Here is a 25214-nt window from a genome sequence, read left to right on the forward strand (position 1 = left end):
GCGTGCTCAGCCGAGGCCGAAGAACGTCGCGGCCTCGGCGAGCACCTCGCCCGCGCGCTCGGTGCCGACGAACCCGTGCTCGGCGCCGGGCAGCTCGACCAGCCGGCAGGGCACGCCGTCGCGGTGGCAGGCGTCCGCCAGCGCCCGCGCCTCGGGCAGCAACGAGTCCCGCTCGCCCACCGCGACGAGGGTCGGGGGCAGCCCGCGCGCGGACCGGTGCAGCCGCGGCGCGTCCGCGGGGTCGACGCCGGTCCACGCGCGCATGGCGTACGTCGACAGCTCGCGGCCCGGTCCGCCCGGCAGGGCGTCGTCGTAGGACTCGAGCGACAGGTCGAGGTTGGGGTTGGTGAGCAGCAGGCCCGCCGGCCGGTGGGCCGGGCGCGACGCGGCGAGGACGGCGACGGCGCCGCCCGCGGAGTCGCCGGCGAGGTAGACGCGGTCGACGCCCGCGCCGGCGAGCAGGTCGAGCGCGGCCACGGCGTCCGCGACGGCGTCGTCGAGCGTCGCCTCCGGCGCGAGCCGGTAGTCGACGGCGAGCACGACGACGCCGAGGGCCTCGGCGGTCCGCCGGCACCAGCCGTCCTGCAGCTCGAGGTCGCCGAAGAGGCCGTACCCGCCGTGCAGGAAGACCGCCGCGGCGCCGGGCTGGTGGCGGTCGGGCGTGTAGCGACGCATCGCGACACCGTCGTGCGCCAGGTCCGTCACCGTGCCGGCGAACGGCAGCCGCGGGCGGGCGACGGCGCGCTCGTACGCGCCGCGCCGCAGCGCCCCGACGTCGGGCACGCCCTCCGTCCCCGGAGCCACCGGACGCACCTCCCCCCGGCCGTCAGGCGCGGATCGTCCGGGCCACGAGGCGCACCGCGATCCCCAGGAGCAGCAGCCCGAGGGCCAGCAGCGGGAGGGTGCCCCCGCCGAACCCGGTCTCCGGCAGCTGGCCGCCCGGGGTCTCCGGCGTCGTCGGACGGGCCGTGTTCGTCAGCGTGACGGCGTTGAGCCGCTCGTCGTTCGCGTGGATCACCACCCAGCCGTCGTCGTCGGCCTCGAGCTCCTGGCCGTCGATCGCCCAGCGCGGCGTCGCCCAGGTGGCGTCGTCGACGGCGGGCGGGTCGGCCTCGCGGATCTCGACCGTGGTGCCCAGCGGGACGTCGTCCGCCTCGAACGGGTCACCGAGCACGAGGTCGCCCTGCTGGACCGGGCCGTCGTCCACGCGGTACTCGACCGGGAAGCGGGTGCCGTCGGGCAGGTCCGTGCCCTCGACCAGCTTCTCGATCCGCAGCGTCGTCGTGGGCACGGCCGAGTTCGTCACGGTGAACGTCGTCGTGCCGGTGCCCTCGTCGATCGTGAGGCTGCTGCCTGGGGACCAGGTCGGGACGGCCCAGGTCCACCCGTCGGGCAGCACGTCGTCCGACGGCTCCTCCTCCGTGACGCGCACGGTGGTCCCCACGGGGAACGCGCGGTCCGGGCCGACGGCGGTCCCGTCGGTCGGCACGCGCAGCACGCCGTCGTCGGTGCTGCCGTCGGGCAGGGTGGCCGTCCACGGCACGTCGAAGCCGTCCGCGCTCACGTCGCCCGGCTCGGCGCCCTCGAGGGCCTTCGCGACCTCGAACGTGCCGTGCTCCACCGTGGCGGAGTTGGTGACGGAGACCGCCGCCGTCTCGTCGGCGCCGACCGTGATCTCCGCCGGTGAGATCGTCGGGGTACCCCAGTCCCAGCCGGGCACGTCGGGCAGCACCGGTTCGTCGAACGTGACCGTCGTGCCGGCCGGGAAGTCGACGGGGTCGCCGGTGGCGTCGGTCGGCGCGACGGGCTCGCCGTCGGGCGCGAGCGTGGTGGACCCGCTGGTCGTGGTGCCGTCGACGTAGGTCGCGGTCCAGGCCACCGTGAACTCCAGGCCCTCCGGCACGTCCTCGGCGACCGGCCCGTCGAGGGTCTTGGCCACGGTGAACGACCCTGTGGGGACGCTCCCCACGTTGGTCACCTCGAGGGCGACCGTCGGGCCGCCGGAGAGCTCCAGCGGGTAGAAGCCGTCCTCGTCGGGGTCGGTGAGCGGCTCGCCGTCCACCGAGAGCACCGGGTCCTCCCACACGATGCCGTCGTCGAAGGACGGGTCGTGCTCGCGCACCCACACGGTGGTCCCGGCAGGGATGGGCTCGTCGTCCAGCAGGGTGGTGATCGTCACCGGGTCGCCGACGGCGATCTCGCGGACGCGCCCCTCCCGCGGGCCGCCGGGCGGGTCGAACGTGTACTCGACCGAGAACTGGAGGTTCGGGTCGACCGGGCCGTCGACGTCGAGCACCTTGACCATGCTGAACCGTGCGGTGGCGGGGACGACGTTCTCGTCGACGAGGATGTTGGTGACCATGTCCTCGACCACCTGGTCCTCGCGGTCGATCGTGAACGTCGTGCCAGGGCTCCACGACTCGTCACCCCAGGTGGCGCCGTCGGGCGGGACACCGCGGTCGGTCTCCGCCACGGTGACCTCGGTGCCGACCGGGAAGGTGACCTCGTTCCCGGCGTCGTCGACCGGCCCGGTCGGATCGAACGACCCGTCCTCGTTCGCGACGAGCTCGATGGTGCCGCTGCTCTCGTTGCCGTCCGGGTCGACGGCGGTCCACCCCACGGTGACGGTGGTGCCCTCGTCGACGTCGATCGGGTCGTCCAGGGTGGCGACCACGGTCTTGACGACCTGGAACGTGCCGCGGGTGCGTTCCGCCGTGTTGGTCACCGTCGCGTCCACGACGGCGTCGCCCTCGTCGGTGATGGTCAGCGACGACGGCGACACGGACGCGCCCGTCCAGTCCCAGCCGGGCACGTCGCCCGGGGGCCGTTCCTCGAACGTCACGACCGTGCCGACGGGGAAGGTGCTCAGCGTGCCGTCCACGTCCTGCGGGCGCACCGCGCCGCCGTCCGCGGGCAGGTCGAGCGTGCCGGAGCCGAGCACCTCGCCGTCCGGCGACGTGGCGGTCCAGTCGACCTGGAACGTCGTGCCGTCGGGCAGGTCGTCGGCGCCGATCCCGTCGAGCTCCTTGGACAGCTCGAACGTGCCGTGCGGCTCGCCGCACGGCACCGTGCCCGCGAACATGAAGGAGTGCACCTCGCCGCCCAGCAGGGTGACGTCCTGCCCGACGACCTGGCCGTCCAGGGGCGCCGCGTCCACCGTGACGTTGGCGTTGGGCGCGAAGATCGACCCGTCGATGCGCTCCCCGGTGTGCGCGACGGTCACGTCGCCCGTGACGGCCGACAGGTCCCACAGGATGTACGGCGAGTACTGGCCCTGCGGGTCGACCCGCAGCCCCTGCACGTCCGTCGTCCCGGCGGGCACGCGGATGATCAGCGGGTTCTGCTGACCGGGCACCGCGCTGCCCGCCGAGAACTGGAGGAGGTCGGCGCCAGCGACGTCCTCGTACGCCACGACGTTGGGCCGGTCGGAGGCGAGGAGCGAGAGGACCTTCCGTGACCCGTCGTCCTCGGCGACGGTCACGTGGTTCACGTCGTGGCCGCCCGGGTCCGTGATCGTCGCGAGGCACGCGGTGGTGTCGTCGAGGCTGGCGTCCTGCCCGGCCTGCACGTACCCGGCGACGACGTCCTGCGTGTCGCCGGTCTGCTCGGTGAAGATCGAGGTGTTGCTGCCCGTCGGAGGCTCCGCGTCGGCGGGGAACGTCTGCGCGGTCGCGTCGATGAGGGGTGGGTTGGAGCCCTGCTCGGACTCCCGCACCCAGCCCTCGCCCCGGGCCGACGTGGCGTACGGACCGAGGTCACGGTCCACCGTCTTGAGGGTGCCGACGTTCTCCGGGGTGGTCGCACCGCGGCTCGTGATGTTGACCTGGCCAACGTTGCGCGACTCGTCCGGGTCGAACCGGCCGATGAGGAGGCGTGTCGGGTCGCCGTCGACGGTGGGGATCGTGTAGTCCGCGGTGCCCGCGGCCACGTGGATCACCGCCCACTGCGCGGCCGTCGTGTCGGTGAGGTTCCGCCCGGCGGCCAGCGAGCCCTCGAGCTCCTGGTTGCCGACGATCGCGTCGCGCTGCGCGTACACGGTGTACCCGCCGGAGGAGGAGAACGGGTTGACGTCGCCCTCGGCGGCGGCGGCCGCCGGCGGCGCCGTCGCGGTCTGCGCACCGACGCCCACCAGACCGCCCAGCGCGAGCGCGGCGGCCAGCAGGCCGCTCGTCGTCCTGCGACCGGCCGTCGTCCTCGTCCCTCGCATGTGTCGCCCCCCGAGACATCACAGACATCGCGTACCCTCGCGACACTCTAGGGACACGACAACCCGGGCGCTGGGTGGTCGCGCTCCCATCGTGGTCCCGTGGTTGAACGGCCCGCGAACGCTCGGCGAACATCTCCGCGGAGCGCCTCGCACGACGTCCAGGCTGGCCATACTTCCGCTTGTGCACGACGAGATCGCCCGCCTGGCCCGCCACGTCGCTCCTCGCCGGGCGACGCGCGTCGCGTCGGTCGCGGAGCTGGCCCAGCCGGTGCTGGTGGTGGGCTCCACGCTGCCCGTCGGGCAGCTCGAGGTGATCTTCCGGCGTCCGGAGGTGGGCTCGGTCGCCGTGCAGGACGACACGGCGCCCACCCGCACGGGCATCGTCACGCGGTCGGGCCTGACGGCCGCGCTCACGGGACGCCTCGGGTACGGGCGCGCGGTCCTGGAGCGACGGCCCACCGGGGCGGTCGCGGACTGGTCGCCGCTCGTCGTCGAGCCCGGGACGGCGCTCGCGGACGTCGCGTCGCTCGCGATGGCCCGCACCGCGGACCGCCGTTACGACGACGTCCTGGTGAGGGGACCGTCGGCCTGGGGCGCGGCGAGCACGGCCGACGTGATGCGCGCCGTCGTCGCCGAGCTGGCCGAGCGCTCGACCCACGACCCGCTGACGCGGCTGCCGGGGCGGGCCGCCACCTGGTACGCGCTGCGGCGCCGCTGCGCCCTGGTGCGCGGCGGCGCGACCCGCGTGGTGCTGGTGCTGCTCGACGTGCGGGACATGGCGAGGCTCAACGCCGACCACGGGCAGGACGCCGGAGACGTGGTGCTCGCGGAGCTCGCGGCCCGGATCGGGGCGGCGCTGCCCGCCGGGTGCGAGGCGGGTCGCGTGGAGGGCGACGGGTTCGCCGTCCTGGCGACGTTGCCGGCGATGGACGACATCCAGGCGGCGGCGTCCGTGGACGCCCTGCGTCAGCACCTGCTCGCGCAGGTCGCCGGGGCGTCGAGCGCGCTCGACGCCCCGGTGTGGCCGGGGCTGCACGCCGCTGCCGCGTGGTCGGTGGCCGGCGCCGCCGACGCGGACGAGCTCGTCGCCCAGGCCGAGCGGCGGCTGCGGCGGGAGCGTCGCGCGGCGGTGCTCGCCTGACGTCGGGGCGTCCGCGGTCCTGGGCAGCCCGGTCCTGGGCAGCAGAAAGCCCGCGGGCTGGAGGTCGAACCTCCTGCCGTGCTGGACGAGGTCACGGCACCCGCGGGCTCCGGTGGTCGCGAGGAACTCGCTACCCGCCCGACGTTCTAGCGCGCGCGACTAGCGCGCGACCACCTCATGGGTCCGAAGAGTCTTCACAGCTCGGATCACCTCCCTTCTCATGTGCCGACGACGCTACGCCCGCCGCCGCGGGGAGGCCAAGGGTTTTCCTCAGGGTGAACGCGAGGCCCGGGGAGGCGGCCTACGCGCGCCGCAGGTGCGCCCACTCGCCGGGGTAGTCGTCCAGCCACTGCGCGAGCGAGCGCGCGGGTCGGCCGACGAGGCGGCCGACGTCGTCGGAGACGTGCGCCAGCTCGCCCGCGGCGATGGCCGTGTACGACGAGACCCACCCGTCGAGCTCGAACGGCTCCGCCCCGTACCCGGCGCGGGAGGCGTACGCCTCCTCCTCCGTCTCGGGGTGGTAGGTGAGGTCGCGGCCGGCGGCGCGGCCGAGCGTGGCCGCGACCTCGTCGAGGGTGAGCGCCTGCGGCCCGGTGACCTCGTAGACGGCGCCGTCGTGCCGGGCGGGCCGCTCGTCGAGGATGACGGCGGTCGCGACGTCCGCGACGTCGTCGTGCGACACGGCCGCGACGCGCCCGTCCGCCGCCGGGCCGCGGATCACGCCGTCGTGCCCGACGAACGTGCTCAGCGCGTGGAAGTAGAGGTTGTCGCGCAGCACCGTCCAGCGCAGCCCGGTGCGCGCGGCGACGTCGGCGAGGTGCTGCTCCGTGTGCCAGTGGTCGCGGGCGAACGTGAACACGGCGTCGGGCGCCGCGCCCGCGAACGACGTGTACACCAGCCGCTCGACGCCGGCGGCCGCCGCCGTGTCGATCATCGCGGTGTGCTGCGCGACGCGGTCGGGCGCCTCGCGCGCGCTCACCAGGAACACGGTGCGGACGCCGTCGAACGCGGCCCGCATCGCGTCGGCGTCGTGGAAGCCGTCGGCGACGGCGACCTCCGACACCGGCAGCGCCCGGCCGTCGCTGAGCCGCGGCGCGCGCGCCGGGTCCCGCACGACCAGCCGTTGTCGCGCGCCCTCCGCCGCGAGCCGGAACGCCAGTCGTGACCCGAGCCGCCCGCTGGCGCCGGTCACGGCGATCAGCCCGTCCGCCGCCCATCTCGCCATGCCTCACGGTAGGCACGGATCGGGAGCGGGGCTCGGCGAGAGGCGAGAATGGGCCCGTGACCGCCACCCCGTACCGCGTGATGACCGTCTGCACCGGCAACATCTGCCGCTCCCCCATGGCCGAGATCGTGCTGCGCGACCGCCTCGAGGCCGCCGGTCTCGGCGACCGCGTGGTCGTGGACTCGTCGGGCGTGAGCGACGAGGAGCACGGCAACCCGGTGGACGGGCGCGCCCGCCGCACGCTGGCCGCGCACGGCTACCCGACGGGCGACGGCCACCGCGCCCGCCAGGTGACCTCCAGGGACCTCGCCGACCACGACCTGGTCCTGCCCATGACGGCGCAGCACGCCCGACGCCTGCGCCGTCTCGCCGACGGTGCCGCGGGCTCCGCCGGGCTCGCCGAGATCCGCCTGTACCGGTCGTTCGACCCCGACGCCCCCGTCGTCGAGCCGGGTGGCGACGAGCACCTGCTCGACGTCGACGACCCCTGGTACGGCGACGAGTCCGGCTTCGAGACCACCCTGGCGGAGGTCGAGGCCGCCGCCGACGGCGTCGTCGCGCACGTGCGCGCCCGGCTCGGCGAGTCGCCGTCGCGACGTGCTTCCTCGGCAGATCGGTGACCACCTCGGCGGGGGGTGGCGGCCGGGCCGGGTCGCGAGGTGACAGGATCGGCGGATGACGACTCCGCCGGCCCCGCTCATCGTCCGCCGCGCCCGGGAGGGCGAGTGGCGCGAGACCCGCGACCTGCGCCTGGCGGCGCTCCAGGACCCGGCGGCGCCCGTGGCGTTCCTCGAGACGCACGACGTGGCGGCCGCCCGCCCGGACGCGTTCTGGCAGGAGCGGGCGCGCGGCAACGCCACGAGCGACGCGGCGGCGGCGTTCGTCGCCGTCGACGCCGACGGTCGCTGGGTCGGCACGACGATCGGCCTGGTCGAGGAGCCGGGGTCGACCGACGTCCTGGGCGGCCCGGTCACGCAGCGGCAGGTGCACCTGGTGGGCGTGTTCGTGCGGCCCGAGCACCGTGGCGGCGGCCTGCTGGCGCGGCTGTTCGACGGCGTCCAGGACTGGGCGCGCGGACTCGGCGTCGAGCGGGCCCGGCTGTGCGTGCACGTCGACAACCCGCGCGCGCAGGCCGCCTACGCGAAGCTCGGGTTCACGCCGTCGGGCGAGCGCTTCGTCCTCGAGCAGGGCGAGGAGATCGAGCTGGTGCGGGCGCTCTGACCTCGCGCCGCGACGGGCGGCCGTCGCCGAAGGTGCGACGCCACCAGGCGGCCACGCCCCGCGGTTCCGGCGCGGCCGCCGGCGGCGCGGAGGGCACGTAGGCGCGGACCCAGCGGGACATCTCGCGCCAGACGACGTCGCGCACGGCGGGGGCGGAGAGCGTGACGTCGTGCAGGGCGCCGTCGATCCGGGCCAGCGTGACGAGGCTGCCCAGCGCGGGGACGCGGCGGGCGACGCCGCCCACCTCGAGCACGGAGTCGGTGGTCATCATCTCGGGGCTCCACCGCACGGGCGCCGTCGAGCGGGCGGACAGCAGCACCAGCACCGGGATGTCGATGCCGAGCCCGCGGGACACCCGCTCCTGCCCCTGGAAGATCGCCGACAGCCATGCCGGCGTGGCACGCCAGCCCGTGTCGGGGCGCCAGGTCGGGTCGATGTCCCACGCGCCGTCGAACCGCCGCGAGACGCTGCGGGCGTAGAACCCGAGGTCCACGTTCACCAGGTGGCTGCGCGGTGCGAGCGCGGCCTGGGCGCGCAGGCCCGGCTCCAGCACCCACCTCCCCACGCTGCGGGTCTGGAACTCGAGCCACGGGCTGTTGAGCACCAGCGCGTCCGCCCGGCCCGGCCGGTGCGACACCCACAGGCTGAGCACCAGCCCGCCCGTCGAGTGGCCCATGAGCACCAGGCGGCGCCCCGACGACGCCTCCGGGCCGTGGCCGAGGACCGCCAGCGCCGCCTCGACGTCCTCGTCGTACGTCGCCAGCGCGGTGACGAAGCCCGGGGTCTGGTGCTCGCGCAGGCTGCGGCCGTACTTGCGCAGGTCGAGCGCGTAGAACCGGGCGCCCTGCCGCTCCCAGAACGCCGCGAGGTGGGTCTGGAAGAAGTAGTCCACCCAGCCGTGCACGTACAGGACGTCGATGCCCGCGTCCCGTCCGGTGCCGCCGGCGGGCGGGTCGGACGTCGCGACCGGGGGCTCGACGGCCCTCCGCACCAGCGTCGCGACGACGTCGCCCTCGAAGTCCGGCTCCAGCGGCAGGGTCAGGCGCTCGAAGCCGGGCAGCACGTCGGGCTCCCACGTGCTGCTCGTGCCGGACTGCTCCACGACCCGAAGGTAAGGAACCCGGCGAGGACGCGCGACCCGGCCGTGCCGGACGACCGGCTACACCACGAGCCAGAGCAGCCAGGTGAACAGCAGCCCGAGCACGGCGATGATCGTCTCCATCACCGTCCAGGTCTTCAACGTCTGCCCGACGGTCATGCCGAAGTACTCCTTGACCAGCCAGAACCCGGCGTCGTTGACGTGCGACAGGATGAGCGACCCGGCGCCGATGGCGAGCACGAGGAGCGCGAGGTGCGTCGGCGTCAGGCCGGTGGCGAGCGGCGCGACGATGCCCGACGCCGTGACGATGGCGACCGTGGCGGACCCGGTGGCGATGCGCACCAGCACGGCGATGAGCCAGCCGAGCAGCAGGATGGACAGGCTCATCGCGACGGCCGCCTTGCCGATCGCGATGCCCGTGCCGCCCTCGACCAGCACGGCCTTGAATCCGCCGCCGGCGCCGACGATCATCGTGGCGCTCGCGATGGGCTTGAGGCTCTCCGTCATCTTCGAGCCGAGGGTGCCGAGCGAGAACCCGACGCTGGTGCCGAACGTGATCATCGCGAGCAGGACCGCGATGAGCAGCGCCACCAGCGGCTCGCCGATGAACGACACGAACGGGAAGAACCATGAGTCGGGGCTGGCCCACACCTCGACGCCGGCGCGCACCAGCATGAGGATCACCGGGCTGAGGATGGTCACCAGCGTGAGCACGAACGTGGGGTTCCGGGTCTTCACCGTGCCCGGCTCGCCGGAGCCGCCCGAGCCCCCGTCCGTGTCGCCGGCGACGATGCCCCCGCCGCCGCCCTGCGCGCCGATCGGGACCAGCTTCGCGGCGAACCGGCCCCACACCGGGCCGGCGATGATCACGGTGGGCACCGCGATGACCAGGCCGAGCGCCATGGTGATGCCGACGTCCGCGCCCAGGTTGCCGATGGCCGCCAGCGGCCCGGGGTGCGGGGGGACGAAGCCGTGCAGCACCGACAGGCCGGCCAGCGCCGGCATGGCCAGCAGCATCGCGGGCAGGCCGGAGCGGCGCACGGCCAGCATGATCACCGGGATCAGCAGCACCAGCCCGACCTCGAAGAACATCGGGATGCCGATGAGGAACGCGATGAGCGCCATCCGCCAGGGCAGGCTCCCCGTGCTGCCGCGGAAGATCTTGTCGACGATCTCGTCGGCTCCCCCGGAGTCCGCGAGCAGCTTGCCGAGCATGGCGCCCAGCACCACCAGCACGCCGACGGTGCCCAGCACGTCCCCGACGCCGGTCTCGAACACCCCGGCGACGTCGCCGAGCGGGATGCCGGACCCGATCGCCACGAACAACGACCCGATGGTCAGGGCGAGGAAGCCGTGCATCTTGAGCATCGTGATGAGCAGCACCACGACGGCGATGCCGATGGCGGTGACCACCAGCACCTGCGTGTCGTGCTCCGACCACGGCTGGTTGATCAGCTCGAGGGTGTTGTCGTCGTCCCCCGCGGCGTGCAGCAGCATGCGCATCCCGGGTTCCTCCTGTCTCAGCGGGTGCCGCTCCCCGTGCGTCGCAGCGCGTGCCCGGGGAGGGCGTCGGTCCGTGCGCCGTCGTCGATGACGGCGACGCCGTCGACCAGGACCAGGTCGATGCCCGCCGCCTGCTGGCGCGGGTCCTCGAACGTGGCGGAGTCCTGGACGGTGTCGGGGTCGAGCAGCACGAGGTCCGCGGCGTAGCCGGGGCGGACCAGGCCGCGGTCGACGAGCTTCAGGCGGGCGGCGGGCCGCCCGGTGAGGTGGTGCACGCAGTCCTCGAGGGTGAGGACGCCGAGCTCGCGCACGTACCGCGCGAGGTAGCGCGGGAACGTGCCCCAGGCGCGCGGGTGCGGGCGGCCGCCCACGAGGATCGCGTCCGAGCCGCCGCAGTGCGTGCGGTGCTGCATGATCGCGCGCACGTTCTCCTCGTGCCCCACGTGCTGCAGGATCGTCGTGCCGAGCCGGTCGGCCACGAGCTGCTCCACGAACACGTCGCCGGGCGCGCGGCCCTCGTCGCGGGCGATCGCCTCGACCGTGCGGCCCACGCGACCGGCCAGCGCCGGGTTCTGCACGCCGCTGATCTCGATCGTGTCCCACTCGGCCACGCAGCCGTGGCAGCCGTCGGTGCCGACGTGCTCCAGCTCGTCGACGATGCGCTCGCGGTCGGCGGGGTCGGCCAGCCGTGCGAGCAGCGCGTCCGTGCCGCCCGAGAACGACCAGCTCGGCAGGATCGCGCTGAGCGTCGTCGAGCCGGGCAGGTACGGGTAGGTGTCGAGCGTGATGTCGACGCCGTCGTCCAGCGCGGTGTCGATCAGGGCGAGCAGCTCGCCCGCGCGGCCCTTGTTGGGCTTGAAGTTCATCGTCGCGTGCGTGAGGTGCAGCGCGCAGCCCGTGGCGCGGGCGAGGTCGATCATCTCGGCGTACGCCTCGAGCGCGCCCTTGCCGTACGACCGGTGGTGCGGGCTGTAGTAGCCGTCGTGGGCCGCGACGACGCGCAGCAGCGCGGCGAGCTCGTCGTCGTCGGCGTACATGCCGGGCGTGTAGGTGAGCCCGCTGCTCATGCCGAGCGCGCCCTCCCGCATCCCCTGGGCGAGCAGCTCGCCCATCCGGGCGACCTCCGGGGGCGTGGCCGGGCGCTCGTCCGGCCCGACGACGAGGTGGCGCAGCGTGCCCTGCGGCACGAGGTAGGCGGCGTGGCACGCGATCCCGCGGTCGAGGCGGTCCAAGTAGCCCGCCACGGACTCCCAGTCCCAGGCGAAGCCGGGCGGGTCGTCGTTCCAACCGGCGATCTGCGCGCGGATCGCCGTGCGGGTGCGCTCGTCGACCGGGGCGAACGACAGGCCGTCCTGGCCCAGCACCTCCAGCGTGACGCCCTGGCTCACCTTCGCCGTGTGGTCCGGGTTCGCGAGGATCTGCACGTCGGAGTGCGCGTGCATGTCGATGAACCCGGGGGTCAGCGCGCGGCCCTCGGCGTCCACGGTCCGCCGGGCGCCGGCGGCGCGCGCGCCGGAGCGGCCCTCGTCGACGGCGGTGATGCGCCCGTCGGTGACGGCGACGTCGGCGACGACGCCCGGCGCGCCGGTCCCGTCGAGCACCAGCGCGTCGCGGACCAGCAGGTCGGCGGTCATGCCCGCCCCCTCAGAACCAGGTCCGCACGAGGTCGACGACGACCGGGTCGGCTGCGTCGGCGTCGTCGACCACCGGCACGAGCGACCACTTGTCCATCGCCGTGCACGGGTGCGACAGGCCCAGCCGCAGCTCGTCGCCGATGCGCAGGTCGACCTGTGCGTCCGCGGCGTCCCAGCGCAGGAATCCGTGCTGGTCGTTGAGGGCGGTGACCTGGACGCCGGGGACGGCGGCGGGCTCCTCGCCCGCCGCGCGCGGGCGCCGGAGCTGCACCTCGGGCAGGCCCTCGTCGAACGGCAGGTCGCGCTTGCCGGCGTCGAACAGCGCGAGCCCCGGCTCGGGCTGCGAGCTCACCCGCACCCATCCGTGCATCGCGCTGCGGAACCCGGGGCCGCCGCTGCGCGGCTCCTCGCCCAGCGGCGAGATGTGCCGGTAGAAGCCGTCGTCGTGCACCACGTACGCGCCGCTGCGGAGCACCACGCGCGCCCCCGTCGCGACCAGCGGCGACATGACCTCGTCGACGACGTCGAAGTAGGCGCTGCCGCCCGCCGTCACGACCGGGACGTCCACCTCGTAGCGCCCGTCGGCCGCGAGGCGCTCGTGCACCTCGACCATGTCGCGCAGGTAGCCGCGCACCACGTCCCGGCTGCGGGCGTCCGAGTCGTGCGCCAGGGCACCCTCGTACCCGCCGACGCCCGCCAGGCGCAGGTGCGGCGACGCGACGACCCGCTCCGCCGCCGCCAGCGCCGTGCCCAGGTCGCGGGCACCCGTGCGGCCCCCGGCGCCGCCGCGCTCGACGAGCACGTCGATCGGCGGGCGCGAGCCGGACGCGGCGACGTGCGCGGCCAGGGCGTCGTGCATGAGGTCGACCGTGACCGGCGAGTCCGCCCAGACCAGCACCCGCAGGTCCCGGTCGGCGGCCAGCTCGTCGGCGATCCAGCGCAGCGCGAGCGGCGAGACCACGCTGTTCGCGACCATCACGCGGCTCACGCCGAACTCGAGGGCCACGCCCAGCTGGAACGGGTTCGCGACCGTGATCGCCCACGCCCCGGCGTCGACCTGCTCGGCCCACAGCTGCGGCGCCATCGTCGTCTTGCCGTGCGGGGCGAGGTCGAGGCCGCGCTCGGCGCACCAGTCGGCCATCACGCGCAGGTTGGTGTCGAGCGCCGAGCGGGACAGCGTGAGCAGCGGGGTGGGGAGCTGCGACAGGCGGGGGCGGCGCTCGCGGACCTCCGCGACGGTCAGCCCCCACAGCTCGGGCGGGATCGCCTTGTGCCGCCAGCCGACGCGCTCGCCCTCCCGGGCGGCGACCTTCTCGCGGTCGATCCGACAGGTGTCCTCGGCTCCGGTACCGTCCATCGTCAGGCCCTCCTCGTTCCCCGTCGACGGTGCGACGATGCCGCACCGGCCGCCGAAATGCACGCCGGGTCCAGAGCGGCCGCACCACCCCCCGAAAGGACCAGCACATGGCTGAGCAGACCTCGAAGACCGCGATCTCCACCGACCAGGCCCCCGCCCCGGCGCACACGTTCCACCAGGGCGTACGCGTCGGCAACCTGCTGCAGGTCTCCGGTCAGGGCCCCGTGGACCCGGCGACCAACGAGTACCTCTACCCCGGCGACGTCGCCGCGCAGACCACGCGCACGCTCCAGAACGTCGAGGCGATCGTCCAGGCCGGCGGCGGCACGATGGAGGACGTCGTCATGCTGCGCGTCTACCTCACGACGCGCGACGACTTCGCCGCCATGAACGACGCGTACGGCGCGTTCCTCACCGAGCGGCTCGGCCCGGACGCCGTGCTGCCGTCGCGCACCACCGTCATGGTCGGGCTGCCGCGCGAGGAGATGCTCGTCGAGATCGACGCGCTCGCCTACGTGGAGTGAGCCGTCGCCGGGCGGGCGAGGTCCGGCGTGGGCAGGAAGGTCACCGGCACCTCGGGCACGACGTCGCGCAGCCAGTCGGCGAAGTGCCTCATGCCCGCCTGCTCGGCCGGCACGTGCCCGGCCACGACCAGCCCCTTCGGCGCGCCCCGGCCGGTCGTGCCGAGGTGCGCGGCGTCCAGGGCGTAGGACTGGGTCTCCCACTCGTGCGCCTCCCCCACGACGACGGCGTCCACGTCGGCGCGGCGCAGCAGCGCGCGGTTGCGCGCGAAGCCGCGGAACCCGAGGTCCAGGCCGACGCGGCGCACCGGCTGGGCGGGGTCGCCCACGAAGCGGGCCGTGCGGGACCCGAGCGCCGTCGCGACGTGCGCGGCCAGCGCGCCCAGCGTCGTCGGGCCGACGTCGCACACCGACGCGCCGTCCGCGGCGGGGTCGAGCGTCCAGCCCAGCGCCCGGGCCGCGCCCTCGTCGACGCCGTCCGGGCGCCGGTCGTGCCAGGCGTCGTGCGCGCGCCACACGACGAGGCCGTGGTCGGCCACGAACGTGCGCTTGGCGGCGAGCACGGGGTCGCCCTCGGCCTCCAGGTCGGGCACCGCGGCGCCCGTGTGGTCGTAGTCGGGCGGCTCGTGCGTGACGACGACGTTCGCCCCGGCCGCGACCGCGCGCTCCAGCACCTCGAGCGTGGCCAGCGTGGTCACCGCGACGCCCCGCACCACCGCGCCGGGGTCGCCGGCCACGAGGCCGTCGACCGTCGTGGGCCGCGGCGTCACCGCCAGCGCCGCCGCGGCGCGGGACACCAGGCACGCGGCGGTGAGGGTGGGGTCGTGCGGGCGCGTCGTCACGGCGTCACGGTAACCGCAGTCCCCGACGCCCTCACCCCCGGCGGAGCAGCTCCGGCAGCGCGGTGACGTCGTCCAGCACGTGCTCGGGGCGCGGCAGGGAGTCGTCGTCGGCCTGACGGGCGAACTTGCCCGTGCGCACCAGCACTGTGCGGACGCCGGCGGCGCGGCCCATCGCGACGTCCGACGAGCGGTCGTCGCCCACCACCCACGTGCGGTCGGGCTCCGGCGCCGGGCTGACGGTGCTCAGCGCGAGCCGCAGGAACCCCGTGCTCGGCTTGCCCAGCGTGTGGGCCGTCACCTCGGCGCCGTGCTCGATCGCGGCGACCACGGACCCCGTGTCGAGCGCCGGCCGTCCGTCGCGAAGGAACCAGCGGCCGTGCTGCAGCGCCAGCAGCTCCGCCCCGCCGAGCACGCCGCGGAACGCCGCGTCGAGGGCGGGGTAGTCGAGCACGTCGTGCACGTCGCCCACGAGCACGTGCGTGGGGTCGTCCTCCGGCCCGACGACGTCGAGGCGCGCGGCGAGCTGGTCGCGGACGGCGGCGGTGGCGAGCACGTGCACCCGCGCGCCGGTCCCCTCGAGGTCCGCGACCGCGGCGTCCACCGGGGTGAACAGCTCGTCCGCGTCCAGGCTGAGCCCCATCCCCCGCAGCCGCGCGAGGATCGACGCCGAGTCCTGCGAGTCCGTGTTGGTGACGAAGCGGACGGCGTGGCCGGCGTCGCGCAGCGCGGCGACCGCGGCGTCGGCGCCGGGGACCAGGCCGTCGCCCTCGTGGACCGTGCCCTGCAGGTCGAGCAGGACGGCGTGCCGGGTCACGGCCGCGCTCCCCCGGTCGCGACCGGCCCGGGTGCCCGCAGCGCCCCGGCGAGCAGCAGGTCGCGGACCCGCGTCGCGAGGCCGGCCGGCGACGCGGCGTCGTCGCGCAGGACGGCGTGCTCCGCCGCCGGGTCGGCCTCCGCGCCGTCGACCTCCGCCGCGAACGCCGCGTGCATGGCCCGGGTGGCGGCGGGGTCGTCGAAGCCGTGACCCGTGCGCGCGGCCACGCGGGCGAGGCACACGTCGACCGGCGGCAGCAGGACGGCGCGGTGCACGGCGGCGCCCACGTCCGCGGCGCGGACCGCGAGGTCCCGGGCGGCCTCCTGGTGCAGCACGCCGTCGTAGACCACCCAGGCGTCGGAGCGGGCGAACTCCACGGTCGCGGCGAGCGCGGCCCGGCCGGCGGGCGCGGTCTGGGCCGCCGCCTCCGGGAGCCAGGGGTCGACGGCGCCGCGCCGCCACCGGCCGAAGAACCAGTCCGCCTCGACGAGCACGGAGGGGTCGAGCAGGTCGGCCAGGGCCGACCCGACGGCGGACTTCCCCGATCCCGGCGGTCCCGTCACCACGACGACGTCGCCCACGGCGGCCTCAGAAGATCCCGCGGGCGCGACGGCGTTCGCGCCACCGCTGCACCTCGCGCTCGACGTCGCGCGTCGGCGTCACGACCGGCGGGCCGCCGAGCAGCTGCCGGCGGGCGTCGACCACCCGCGCGTTGAAGTCCTCGACGACCTCGCGGACCCGCTTCTCCTCGGGCTCCCGGTCGAGCGTCTCGTCCAGCTCGGCGTCGTCGCGCCGCAGCTGCGCGGCGGGCAGGACGCCGGTGATCTGCTCCCGCTCGACGAGGTTCTTGAGCCACCAGTCGGGGTCGTGGGTGCCGCGCAGCCCGGGGATGGGCTTGCCGGCCAGCGGCAGGTCGTCGAACTCGCCGCGCCGGATCGCCTGGTCGACGACGGTGTCCACCCACAGGGCGCGGTCGTCCATGCGGCGGCGGGGCTGCGCGGCGACGCGGTCCGTGTCGCCGGCCTCGGCGTCCGGGTCCGCGGCCTCCGCGGCGACCTCCCGGTCCACCTGGTACTGCGCGGCCCGGCGCGCGGGGTCGCCCTGGTCGGCACGGCGGCGTCGGAACATCGGCATCCCTCCGGTTCGTCTGCTCCCAGACTAGGCGCGGACCCGGCGGCGGCGGTCGCGGGCGACCCGGCATGATGGCCGTATGAAGGTCTCGCGTCGTAGCCACGTGCCGCCGTTCGCCGTGATGCAGGTGCTGGCCACGGCCAACGAGCGCCGCGCCGCCGGCCACGACGTGCTCAACCTGTGCGCGGGCGAGCCGTCCACGGGCGCGTCGGACGTCGTCCGGGAGAAGGCGGCGGAGCTGCTGCGCACCGCCGACCTGGGCTACACGGAGTCGATGGGCGTGCCCGCGCTGCGGCGCGAGATCGCCGGGCACTACCGCCGCTGGTACGACGTCGACGTCGACCCGGCGCGCATCGCCGTGACGACCGGGTCGAGCGGCGGTTTCCTGCTCGCGTTCCTCGCGGCGTTCGACGTCGGGGACCGGGTCGCGCTGGCCCGCCCGGGCTACCCGGCGTACAAGAACATCCTCGCCGCGCTGGGCTGCGAGGTGGTGGAGCTCGACTGCGGCCCCGACACCCGGTACCAGCCCACGGTGTCCCAGCTCATGGAGGCGTACTACGAGGGCGGCCTGGACGGCCTGGTCGTGGCCTCCCCCGCGAACCCGACCGGCACGATGCTGCCGCCCGCCGAGCTGGCCGCCCTCGCCCGCTGGTGCGACGAGCACGACGTACGCCTGATCAGCGACGAGATCTACCACGGCATCGCGTACTCCAGCGATGTACAGCAGGCCACCGCGGCGATGTACACGGGCTCCGGTGCGGTCGTCGTGAACTCGTTCTCCAAGTACTGGGCCATGACCGGCTGGCGGCTGGGCTGGCTCGTGCTGCCCGACGAGCTGGTCGGTCCCGTCGACGCGCTCGCGGGCAACGTGGCCCTGTCGCCCCCGGCGCTGGCGCAGCACGCGGGCGTCGCGGCGTTCTCCCCCGCCGGGTACGCCGCCGCGGCCGAGAACGTGGCCCGGTACGCGGCCTCGCGTGAGGCCCTGCTCGATCGGGTGGACGAGCTCGGGTGGCGCCCCGTCGCCCCCGCCGACGGCGCGTTCTACCTGTACGGGAACGTCGCCGGCTTCCGCGACGCCGTCGGCGGCGACTCCGTGACGTACTGCCGCCGGCTGCTCGCCGAGGCCGACGTCGCGATCACCCCGGGCGCGGACTTCGACGTCGTGGGCGGGGGCGACTGGGTACGCCTCTCCTTCGCCGCCGCGCCCGACGTCGTCTCCCGGGCCGTCGACCGCATCGTCGCCTGGCACCGCACCCTCTGATGCCGAGGTAGTTCGCCCCTCGCCGAGGTAGTCGGAATCTCCGCGAGGTAGCTCGGACCGGCCGTGGGTGCGAGACGCGGCGTCGTGCGGGAGGCTCTCACTACCTCGCGATGACTCGAACTACCTCGCGATGACTCGAACTACCTCGGCGAGCGCTGAACTACCTCGACGAGCACTGAACTACCTCGACGAGCACTGAACTACCTCGGCGAGCACTGAACTACCTCGGCAGGCCCCGGACTACCTCGCGGACGGAGGGCGGATGATCCGGCTGGTGACGGCGAACGTCCAGCACGCGCTGGTGGACGGACGGCAGGTGGACCTCGACCGGCTCGCCGCGGCGCTGGAGGCGCTGGACGCCGACGTCGTCGCGCTGCAGGAGGTGGACCACGGCCAGGCGCGGTCCGACGGCGAGGCGCAGGCGTACCGCCTCGCCGCGGCGCTCGGGATGCCGGAGCACCGCTTCGTCCCCGCGGTCCGCGGGTCGCTCGACCCGGCGTGGCGCCGACGACGGGCGCCCCGGACGACCGAGGGCGACGACGGCCGCCTGCCCGCCCCGGCCGGCTACGGCATCGCGCTGCTCAGCCGGCACCCGGTGCGTGCCTGGCACGCCATGCGGCTGCCCGGCCTCAACGTGCCGGGGGTGCCCCCGCTGGGCGTGGACGAGCCGCGCGTCGCCGTCGCGGCCGCGGTGGCGACCCCCGACGGCCCGCTGACCGTCGTCGCCACGCACCTGTCGAAGAGCGAGCCGTGGAAGGGCGCGCAGCTGCGGCGGCTGCGGCGCCGGCTGCGGCACGCGCCGCGCCCGCTGGTGCTGCTGGGCGATCTCAACACCCGGGGTGACCTGCCCGCCCGGCGCACGGGCTGGCGCGAGCTCGTGCACGTGCCGACCTATCCGCGCACGAGGCCCTGGCTCAGGATCGACCACGCGCTCGCCGACGGTCCGGTCACCGCGGCCGCCGCCGCGCGGGCCGTGGACCTCGGCGTCAGCGACCACCGCGCCGTCGTGGTCGACGTCGCGCTCGGTGAGGACGCGGGATGACGGACGAGCCCACGGGCGGCGTGCCCGACCGCGCCCACGGCCGCCCGGAGACGCCGGAGCAGCGCTCGGACCGCAACTGGAACGAGCTGCTTCAGGAGCTGCGCGTCATGCAGACGGGCGTGCAGATCCTCACCGGCTTCCTGCTGATCCTGCCGTTCCAGAGCCGCTTCGCGGACCTGGACGACTTCCAGCGCGCGGTGTACCTCACCCTCGTGCTCGTGTGCGTGGCGACGACGGGGCTCCTGGTGGCCCCGGTCGCGCTGCACCGGGCGCTGTTCCGCAAGCACCTCAAGCGCTCGGTGGTGACCGGGGGCGACCTGATGGCGCGCGCCGGGCTCGTGCTCCTCGCCGTCGCGCTGGCGGGCACGGCGGAGCTCGTGTTCGACGTCGTCCTGGGCCGCACGGCGGGGATCGTCGTGGGCGCCGGGTCGGCCGTCGTGCTGCTCGGCCTGTGGGCGGTGGTGCCGGCGTTCGTGCGCCACCGACGGGAGTGACGCGACGGCGTCACCACCGCCGGACCGTCCCGGTCGTCGCCGTCAGGCGGCGAGGTCGACGCGCTCCTGGCGCGGCAGCTCCGCGACGTCGGACACGGACGCGGCGTCGGCCGAGGTCTCGGCGACGAGGGCGCCGGCGGTCGGGTCGGCGGACCCGTCGACGACGGCGACGGCGTGCGGGTCGCCGGTCGCCTGGACGGCGGCGAGCTGCGCGGCGGCGGCGCGCTCCGCGCGGCGGGCGCGGGCCATCGTGCGCATCGCGGCGGCGCCGATGATGACCGCGGCGACGTTGGACAGGGCGGACGGCCAGATGCCGTTCGTGATCGCGATGACGAGCATCACGGCCGCGCCGGCGAAGTTGGACAGCTGGAACGGGAGCGAGTCGGCGGTCCAGCGGCCCTTGCTCACCATGCCGTAGGCGAGGACGACGGCGACGGCGCCGACCCACCCGAGGGCAGTAATCACGGTCAGCAGGGAGATCGTCATGACGGGCACCTCCGGGGGGTCGGCGTGGCACAGGTGTGCCACGGGAAGGAAGATCTGAGGGATGTGGGACGCCGCCCCGAGAACCGGGAACCGGAGTGGTCCGGCTGGCGTCGAAACGATTCTGCAACACGATCTGCGTTCAGCACAATCAAATCCTTCTCCGACCGGCAGTTAGTATCCCTACATGGCCACAGACCCACGGAGACTTGCCTTCCTCCTTGCCGTGCACCGCGCCGGGGGCGTGCTCGCGGCAGCAGATCTTCTGCATGTCACCCCGTCCGCGGTGTCCCAGCAGATCGCCCGTCTCGAGGCCGAGGAGGGCATCGCCGTCCTCGACCGCGGGCCGCGCGGCGTCACCCTCACCCCGGCGGGCCGGGTGCTGGCCGAGGCGGGCGAGCGGATCGAGGCCGAGCTGCTCGAGGCCCGGCAGGCGATCGCCGGGCTCGGCGAGGGGGTGAGCGGCAAGGTCGTGCTGGGCGCCTTCCAGACGGGGATCCGCGCCGTCGTGGCGCCCATGCTGCTAGACCTGGCCGAGCAGTACCCCGCCGTCGAGGTGGACGTGCGCGAGCACGAGCCGGCCGAGGCGATCCGCATGCTGCGCGCCGGCGACCTCGACGTCATCCTGCTCGAGCGCGACGCCGACATGGACTCCCCCGCACCCCGCGGCGTGCACGACGTCCCGCTGCTCGACGAGCCCTGGTGCGTCGTCGTGCCCGCCGGCCTGCCCATGCCCGAGCGCCTCGACGACCTGGCGAACCTGCAGTGGGTCGGCGCGGAGGCGGACACCGCCTCCGACCGCGCCCTGCGCCGCCTGGCCCGCACCCTGGGGACGACGGTCAGCCAGCGGCACGCCTTCTTCGACTTCGACACCGCGCTCTCGCTCGTCGCGGCGAACCAGGGCGTGGCCATGCTGCCGGCGCTCGCGCTCCAGGGCGGGGACGTGCCGGAGGGCGTCGAGGTCGCGCGCCTCGCCGGCCTCGGCACCCGCCGCATCGTGGCGCGGCACCGCGCCACGCGGCACGAGCCCGGCCCCGCCGTGCGCGCCGTCGTCGACGCCATGGTCGAGGTGACGCGCGACCTCGAGCTCGGCTGACGCTCGTCCTGCCCGCGACGTCGCAGGTCCCCGGCGCGCGACCTGGCGGGACCGCTCCTAGCATCACCAGCATGAGCGGAACGACGTCGGGGCCGGCCGGGTCGTCGGACGCGGGGGCCGCTCCCCTGTCCGACCGGACCTTCGGCGTCGCGCGCCGCCTCTGGGGACTGGTCTACCTGCGCGCCCTGCTGTACCTGGCGGCGGGGATCGTCCTGTTCGCGAACCCCGACCGCGGCCTCGTGTGGGTGCGATGGCTCGTCGGGGCGCTGATCGTCGTGCAGGGCGTGCTGCTCACCGTCGAGGGCGCCCCGACCAAGCGGTCGGGCCGTCCGCAGGGCGCCGGCGACGAGATCAGCTGGCGCCTCATCGCGGGCGTGGTCAGCCTGCTCGCGGGGGTCCTCATCATCGTGTGGCCGTCGATGACCGGCCCGGTGATGTACCTGGTCGTGGCGGTGTGGGCGTGCGCGGCCGGCGTGGTCGGCGTCATCGGCGCGCTGCGCGGGCGCGCGCTGCGCACGACGTCGTGGGACTGGCAGCTCGTCAACGCGGTGCTGTGGATCGTGCTCGGCCTCGTCATGCTGCTGCGGCCCGGCGCGGACGTCGCCACGTCGGCGCAGCTCCTGGCGCTCTACCTGGTGCTCGCCGGCGCCGTGCTGGTCGTGGGCGCGTTCGCCACCGGCACCCGGGCCCGCGACGCCCGCAAGGCCCGGGACGGCGCCGCGGCCGGGTAGGATCGGCAGCGTCACACCGCAGCCCCGGCTGCCCCCACAACGCGGCCGTACCTCAGGTGCGGTTGCCACATAGCCGCTCGAACCGCGACGGGAGAGCTCGCGCCGTGCCCCGCAAGGTGGCCGGCCGGCGCCGAAGGAGCAACCCTCCCCGGGAATCTCTCAGGCATCCGTACCGTCACGGCGAGGCAACTCTGGAAAGCGGCCCTGCCCGTCCTCGCGACGGTGCGGGCCCACCGACGGTGCAAGTCGGCGCGCCCCGTCGACGTCGTAGGTCACGTCTGCGACGACGCGATGGCGGACCGGCAAAACTCTCAGGTCGACGCGTGCGCGTCCGATGACAGAGCGGGGAGGACCAGCCAGTCCCCCGCCTGCCCGGCCCGACCTACGGAGCTCCGACGTGACCACCATCCCGGACGACGTCCTCACCGGCGCCGACCCCGACGTCTTCGCCGACCGGCACGTGGGCCCCCGCGGCCGCGAGGTCGCCGCGATGCTCGACACCCTCGGCCACGCGAGCCTCGACGCGCTGGTGGACGCCGCCGTCCCCGCGTCGATCCGCACCGACCGCCCGCTGGACCTGCCGGCCGCCCGCTCGGAGGCCGAGGTGCTCGCGCACCTGCGGGACCTCGCGGGGAAGAACCAGGTCAAGCGCCAGATGATCGGGCTGGGCTACTACGGCACCACCACTCCCCCGGTGATCCGCCGCAACGTGCTCGAGTCCCCCGCCTGGTACACGGCGTACACGCCGTACCAGCCGGAGATCTCGCAGGGTCGCCTCGAGGCGCTGCTCAACTTCCAGCAGGCCGTGGAGGACCTCACCGGCCTGGGGATCGCGGGCGCGTCCCTCCTCGACGAGGCCACCGCCGTCGCCGAGGCCGTCGCGCTGATGTGGCGCGCCTCGCGCGCGAAGAGCGGGTACGTCGTCCTCGACGCGGACCTGTTCCCGCAGAGCCTGTCGGTCACGCGCGGTCGTGCGGAGGCCATCGGGCTGCCGGTGGTCGTGGTGGGGCTCGACGGCGGCCTGGCGGCAGGCCTCGACGCGTTCGTCGCGGCGGGCGGCGCGCTGCCCGACGGCGACCTGGTGGGCGTCGTCGTGCAGCAGGCGGGCGCCTCGGGCAGGGTGCTCGACGCGCGCGGCGTCGTCGCGGAGGCCAAGGAGCGCGGCGCGCTGGTGACCGTGGCCGCCGACCTGCTGGCCCTCACGCTGCTGACCTCCCCCGGCGAGCTCGGCGCGGACGTCTCGGTCGGCTCGGCGCAGCGCTTCGGCGTCCCGCTGTTCTACGGCGGCCCGCACGCCGCCTTCATGGCGGTCCGCAAGGGCCTGGAGCGCCAGCTCCCCGGCCGCCTGGTCGGCGTCTCGACCGACGCCGACGGCGCCACGGGCCTGCGCCTGGCCCTCGCCACCCGCGAGCAGCACATCCGCCGCGAGAAGGCGACGAGCAACATCTGCACCGCCCAGGCGCTGCTCGCCATTGTGGCCTCGATGTACGCCGTGTACCACGGCCCCGACGGCCTGCGCGCGATCGCCGAGCGCACCCACGCCCGCGCCGCCGCCGTCGCGGCGGGCCTCCGCACGGCGGGCGTCACCGTCGAGCACGACGTCTTCTTCGACACCGTCCGCGCCGTCGTCCCGGGCCAGGCCCAGCAGGTCGTGACCGCCGCAGCGGACGCCGGCTACAACCTGTACAAGGCGGACCCCGACCATGTACAGATCGCCTGCGACGAGACCACCACCCCCGCGGACGTGACCGCCGTTCTCTCCGCCTTCACCGCCGTGCTGAGGAACGGTGACGCGGTGCAGCACGTGGAGAGGTCGGAAACCCCTCGCGCGGACGTAGACCTTCCCGAAGTGGAGGGCGCCCAGGCGCCCGTGAACGCGTCCGCGCGAGGGGTTTCCGACCTCCCCGCGGCCGTGACCCGAACGACCCAGTACCTGCAGCACCCCATCTTCCACGTGCACCGCTCCGAGACCTCGATGCTCCGGTACCTGCGTGCGCTCAGCGACAAGGACCTGGCGCTGGACCGCACGATGATCCCGCTGGGCTCGTGCACGATGAAGCTCAACGCGACGGCGGAGATGGAGGCCATCAGCTGGCCGGGCTTCGCGGACATCCACCCGTACGTGCCGGCTGACCAGGCGCTGGGCTACGCGGAGCTGGTGTCGACGCTGGAGGCGCAGCTCGCGGAGATCACGGGGTACGCGGGCGTGTCGGTGCAGCCGAACGCGGGCTCGCAGGGCGAGTTCGCGGGGCTGCTGGCGATCAAGGGCTACCACCGGTCGCGGGGCGAGGAGCACCGCGACATCGTGCTGATCCCGGCGTCGGCGCACGGCACGAACGCGGCGTCGGCGGCGCTGGCGGGCCTGCGCGTGGTGGTCGTGGCCACGGCGGACGACGGCGAGATCCAGCTCGACGACCTGCGGGCGAAGCTGGAGCAGCACGGTCCGCAGGTGGCCGGGATCATGATCACGTACCCGTCGACGCACGGCGTCTACGAGGAGCACGTCCGCGAGGTCTGCGACCTTGTACACAACGCTGGTGGACAGGTGTACATCGACGGCGCGAACCTCAACGCGCTGGTCGGGCTGGCCCGGCCGGGCGAGTTCGGCGGCGACGTCTCGCACCTCAACCTGCACAAGACGTTCTGCATCCCGCACGGCGGCGGCGGCCCGGGCGTGGGCCCGGTCGCGGTGGCCGCGCACCTGGTGCCGTTCCTCCCGGCGGACCCGACGCCGGGGATCGACGCGCAGGACGGCATCGCGCCGGTGAGCGCGGCGCCGCACGGGTCGGCGGGCATCCTGCCGATCTCGTACGCGTACCTCGCCCTGATGGGCCCGGACGGGCTGACGGAGGCGTCGAAGGCCGCCGTCCTGACCGCCAACTACGTGGCCAAGCGCCTGGACCCGTACTTCCCGGTGCTCTACACGGGCGAGAACGGCCTGGTGGCGCACGAGTGCATCCTCGACCTGCGGCCGATGACCGCCGAGACCGGCGTGACGGCCGAGGACGTGGCGAAGCGCCTCATCGACTACGGCTTCCACGCGCCGACGATGTCGTTCCCGGTGGCGGGCACGCTCATGGTGGAGCCCACCGAGAGCGAGGACCTGGCCGAGCTGGACCGCTTCGTCGACGCGATGATCGCCATCCGCGGCGAGATCGACCGCGTCGGGGCGGGGGAGTGGAGCGCCGAGGACTCGCCGCTGCGGCACGCGCCGCACACGGCGGCGAGCGTCGTCGCCGACGAGTGGACGCACCCGTACTCCCGCGAGCTCGCCGCCTTCCCGCTGGCCAGCCTGCGGGGGGCGAAGTACTGGTCGCCCGTGCGCCGGATCGACGGGGCCAAGGGCGACCGCAACCTCGTCTGCGCCTGCCCGCCGCTCGAGTCCTACGCCGAGCCGACCGCTCACTGAGCC

22 protein-coding genes and 1 riboswitch are annotated in these 25214 nt (G+C 74.8%); of the genes, 10 read left to right on the forward strand and 12 right to left on the reverse strand.

The window, feature by feature from the left end; genetic code table 11:
• Positions 1-6 precede the first annotated feature (6 nt).
• On the reverse strand, positions 7-804 hold the full coding sequence (locus ACFQ8Y_RS02470; RefSeq protein WP_430584490.1) for an alpha/beta hydrolase: 798 nt from the start codon (positions 802-804) through the stop codon (positions 7-9).
• Positions 805-826: 22 nt separating this feature from the next.
• Entirely contained in the window at positions 827-4207 is a 3381-nt protein-coding gene (locus ACFQ8Y_RS02475) for a DUF5979 domain-containing protein (protein ID WP_430584491.1), read from the reverse strand.
• Positions 4208-4388: 181 nt separating this feature from the next.
• On the opposite strand from ACFQ8Y_RS02475, the gene ACFQ8Y_RS02480 reads away from it, so the two are divergent.
• On the forward strand, positions 4389-5348 hold the full coding sequence (locus ACFQ8Y_RS02480) for a diguanylate cyclase domain-containing protein (protein WP_430584492.1): 960 nt from the start codon (positions 4389-4391) through the stop codon (positions 5346-5348).
• 301 nt (positions 5349-5649) lie between these two features.
• Here the strand turns inward: ACFQ8Y_RS02480 and ACFQ8Y_RS02485 are convergent, their stop codons facing one another.
• Positions 5650-6573, reverse strand: a complete 924-nt coding sequence (locus ACFQ8Y_RS02485; RefSeq protein WP_430584493.1) for an SDR family oxidoreductase — start codon at positions 6571-6573, stop codon at positions 5650-5652.
• Between the two features lie 80 nt (positions 6574-6653).
• Between ACFQ8Y_RS02485 and ACFQ8Y_RS02490 the strand changes: the two genes are divergently transcribed.
• Both ACFQ8Y_RS02490 and ACFQ8Y_RS02495 read left to right on the forward strand, forming a co-directional pair.
• Complete coding sequence (locus ACFQ8Y_RS02490) at positions 6654-7193, forward strand: low molecular weight protein-tyrosine-phosphatase (protein ID WP_430584542.1); 540 nt, start codon at positions 6654-6656, stop codon at positions 7191-7193.
• Between the two features lie 55 nt (positions 7194-7248).
• Positions 7249-7794, forward strand: coding sequence for a GNAT family N-acetyltransferase (locus ACFQ8Y_RS02495; RefSeq protein WP_430584494.1), 546 nt, complete (start codon positions 7249-7251; stop codon positions 7792-7794).
• Here the strand turns inward: ACFQ8Y_RS02495 and ACFQ8Y_RS02500 are convergent.
• Genes ACFQ8Y_RS02500 through ACFQ8Y_RS02515 form a run of 4 tightly spaced genes read right to left on the reverse strand, consistent with a single transcriptional unit; the run spans position 7727 to position 13387 of the window.
• Positions 7727-8896, reverse strand: a complete 1170-nt coding sequence (locus ACFQ8Y_RS02500) for an alpha/beta hydrolase (protein WP_430549456.1) — start codon at positions 8894-8896, stop codon at positions 7727-7729. The two genes, ACFQ8Y_RS02495 and ACFQ8Y_RS02500, sit on opposite strands and share 68 nt — an antisense overlap.
• Before the next feature lie 57 nt (positions 8897-8953).
• Entirely contained in the window at positions 8954-10396 is a 1443-nt protein-coding gene (locus ACFQ8Y_RS02505) for a gluconate:H+ symporter (protein WP_430549457.1), read from the reverse strand.
• Positions 10397-10413: 17 nt separating this feature from the next.
• Complete coding sequence (locus ACFQ8Y_RS02510; RefSeq protein ID WP_430584495.1) at positions 10414-12030, reverse strand: amidohydrolase family protein; 1617 nt, start codon at positions 12028-12030, stop codon at positions 10414-10416.
• Between the two features lie 10 nt (positions 12031-12040).
• A complete protein-coding gene (locus ACFQ8Y_RS02515; RefSeq protein ID WP_430549459.1) occupies positions 12041-13387 on the reverse strand; it encodes an amino acid deaminase in 1347 nt (448 codons plus the stop codon).
• 107 nt (positions 13388-13494) lie between these two features.
• On the opposite strand from ACFQ8Y_RS02515, the gene ACFQ8Y_RS02520 reads away from it, so the two are divergent.
• Positions 13495-13911 (forward strand): RidA family protein, encoded by a 417-nt coding sequence (locus tag ACFQ8Y_RS02520; protein WP_430584496.1) that lies wholly within the window; start codon positions 13495-13497, stop codon positions 13909-13911.
• On the opposite strand, the gene ACFQ8Y_RS02525 is transcribed toward ACFQ8Y_RS02520, so the two are convergent.
• The 4 genes from ACFQ8Y_RS02525 to ACFQ8Y_RS02540 are packed head-to-tail and all read right to left on the reverse strand — an operon-like array spanning position 13899 to position 16698.
• Entirely contained in the window at positions 13899-14750 is an 852-nt protein-coding gene (locus ACFQ8Y_RS02525; protein WP_430584497.1) for a Nif3-like dinuclear metal center hexameric protein, read from the reverse strand. The genes ACFQ8Y_RS02520 and ACFQ8Y_RS02525 overlap by 13 nt on opposite strands.
• A gap of 31 nt (positions 14751-14781) precedes the next feature.
• Complete coding sequence (locus ACFQ8Y_RS02530; protein WP_430584498.1) at positions 14782-15564, reverse strand: HAD-IIA family hydrolase; 783 nt, start codon at positions 15562-15564, stop codon at positions 14782-14784.
• A complete protein-coding gene (locus ACFQ8Y_RS02535; protein ID WP_430584499.1) occupies positions 15561-16145 on the reverse strand; it encodes an AAA family ATPase in 585 nt (194 codons plus the stop codon). The genes ACFQ8Y_RS02530 and ACFQ8Y_RS02535 overlap by 4 nt, the downstream gene beginning before the upstream one ends.
• A 7-nt stretch (positions 16146-16152) precedes the next feature.
• On the reverse strand, positions 16153-16698 hold the full coding sequence (locus tag ACFQ8Y_RS02540) for a DUF1992 domain-containing protein (RefSeq protein ID WP_430549464.1): 546 nt from the start codon (positions 16696-16698) through the stop codon (positions 16153-16155).
• Between the two features lie 76 nt (positions 16699-16774).
• Between ACFQ8Y_RS02540 and ACFQ8Y_RS02545 the strand changes: the two genes are divergently transcribed.
• From ACFQ8Y_RS02545 to ACFQ8Y_RS02555, 3 genes are all read left to right on the forward strand, one after another.
• Positions 16775-17956 carry an aminotransferase class I/II-fold pyridoxal phosphate-dependent enzyme gene (locus ACFQ8Y_RS02545; protein WP_430549465.1) on the forward strand — a complete coding sequence of 394 codons (1182 nt, stop codon included), beginning with the start codon at positions 16775-16777 and terminating at the stop codon, positions 17954-17956.
• 274 nt (positions 17957-18230) lie between these two features.
• Positions 18231-18998: an endonuclease/exonuclease/phosphatase family protein gene (locus ACFQ8Y_RS02550; protein WP_430563570.1), complete on the forward strand. Its 768-nt coding sequence runs from the start codon at positions 18231-18233 to the stop codon at positions 18996-18998.
• Positions 18995-19492, forward strand: coding sequence for a DUF6328 family protein (locus ACFQ8Y_RS02555; RefSeq protein WP_430549467.1), 498 nt, complete (start codon positions 18995-18997; stop codon positions 19490-19492). Before ACFQ8Y_RS02550 ends, ACFQ8Y_RS02555 begins: the two co-directional genes overlap by 4 nt.
• A gap of 42 nt (positions 19493-19534) precedes the next feature.
• Here ACFQ8Y_RS02555 and ACFQ8Y_RS02560 read toward each other — a convergent pair whose 3' ends face one another.
• Positions 19535-19978 carry a hypothetical protein gene (locus ACFQ8Y_RS02560; RefSeq protein ID WP_430584500.1) on the reverse strand — a complete coding sequence of 148 codons (444 nt, stop codon included), beginning with the start codon at positions 19976-19978 and terminating at the stop codon, positions 19535-19537.
• Between the two features lie 184 nt (positions 19979-20162).
• On the opposite strand from ACFQ8Y_RS02560, the gene ACFQ8Y_RS02565 reads away from it, so the two are divergent.
• The 3 genes from ACFQ8Y_RS02565 (at position 20163) to gcvP (ending at position 25211) form a co-directional block, all read left to right on the forward strand.
• Positions 20163-21071 carry a LysR family transcriptional regulator gene (locus tag ACFQ8Y_RS02565; RefSeq protein WP_430549469.1) on the forward strand — a complete coding sequence of 303 codons (909 nt, stop codon included), beginning with the start codon at positions 20163-20165 and terminating at the stop codon, positions 21069-21071.
• 71 nt (positions 21072-21142) lie between these two features.
• Positions 21143-21802, forward strand: coding sequence for an HdeD family acid-resistance protein (locus ACFQ8Y_RS02570; protein WP_430549470.1), 660 nt, complete (start codon positions 21143-21145; stop codon positions 21800-21802).
• A gap of 78 nt (positions 21803-21880) precedes the next feature.
• A riboswitch (glycine riboswitch) is annotated at positions 21881-21987 on the forward strand.
• A gap of 149 nt (positions 21988-22136) precedes the next feature.
• The gene (gcvP, locus tag ACFQ8Y_RS02575) at positions 22137-25211 is read left to right on the forward strand and encodes an aminomethyl-transferring glycine dehydrogenase (protein WP_430584501.1); all 3075 of its coding nucleotides are present in this window, start codon (positions 22137-22139) and stop codon (positions 25209-25211) included.
• The last annotated feature ends 3 nt before the right edge of the window (positions 25212-25214 follow it).

Source organism: Isoptericola sp. NPDC056605, from assembly GCF_042792795.1.
GTDB lineage: Bacteria > Actinomycetota > Actinomycetes > Actinomycetales > Cellulomonadaceae > Isoptericola.

Bases quoted from the DNA above. Each gene is read 5' to 3' on its own strand.
- ACFQ8Y_RS02475 (WP_430584491.1), bottom strand. From the start codon at position 4,207: ATGCGAGGGACGAGGACGACGGCCGGTCGCAGGACGACGAGCGGCCTG.
- ACFQ8Y_RS02485 (WP_430584493.1), bottom strand. From the start codon at position 6,573: ATGGCGAGATGGGCGGCGGACGGGCTGATCGCCGTGACCGGCGCCAGC.
- ACFQ8Y_RS02490 (WP_430584542.1), top strand. From the start codon at position 6,654: ATGACCGTCTGCACCGGCAACATCTGCCGCTCCCCCATGGCCGAGATC.
- ACFQ8Y_RS02495 (WP_430584494.1), top strand. From the start codon at position 7,249: ATGACGACTCCGCCGGCCCCGCTCATCGTCCGCCGCGCCCGGGAGGGC.
- ACFQ8Y_RS02505 (WP_430549457.1), bottom strand. From the start codon at position 10,396: ATGCGCATGCTGCTGCACGCCGCGGGGGACGACGACAACACCCTCGAG.
- ACFQ8Y_RS02510 (WP_430584495.1), bottom strand. From the start codon at position 12,030: ATGACCGCCGACCTGCTGGTCCGCGACGCGCTGGTGCTCGACGGGACC.
- ACFQ8Y_RS02515 (WP_430549459.1), bottom strand. From the start codon at position 13,387: ATGGACGGTACCGGAGCCGAGGACACCTGTCGGATCGACCGCGAGAAG.
- ACFQ8Y_RS02520 (WP_430584496.1), top strand. From the start codon at position 13,495: ATGGCTGAGCAGACCTCGAAGACCGCGATCTCCACCGACCAGGCCCCC.
- ACFQ8Y_RS02540 (WP_430549464.1), bottom strand. From the start codon at position 16,698: ATGCCGATGTTCCGACGCCGCCGTGCCGACCAGGGCGACCCCGCGCGC.
- ACFQ8Y_RS02545 (WP_430549465.1), top strand. From the start codon at position 16,775: ATGAAGGTCTCGCGTCGTAGCCACGTGCCGCCGTTCGCCGTGATGCAG.
- ACFQ8Y_RS02555 (WP_430549467.1), top strand. From the start codon at position 18,995: ATGACGGACGAGCCCACGGGCGGCGTGCCCGACCGCGCCCACGGCCGC.
- ACFQ8Y_RS02560 (WP_430584500.1), bottom strand. From the start codon at position 19,978: ATGACGATCTCCCTGCTGACCGTGATTACTGCCCTCGGGTGGGTCGGC.
- ACFQ8Y_RS02565 (WP_430549469.1), top strand. From the start codon at position 20,163: ATGGCCACAGACCCACGGAGACTTGCCTTCCTCCTTGCCGTGCACCGC.
- ACFQ8Y_RS02570 (WP_430549470.1), top strand. From the start codon at position 21,143: ATGAGCGGAACGACGTCGGGGCCGGCCGGGTCGTCGGACGCGGGGGCC.
- gcvP (WP_430584501.1), top strand. From the start codon at position 22,137: ATGACAGAGCGGGGAGGACCAGCCAGTCCCCCGCCTGCCCGGCCCGAC.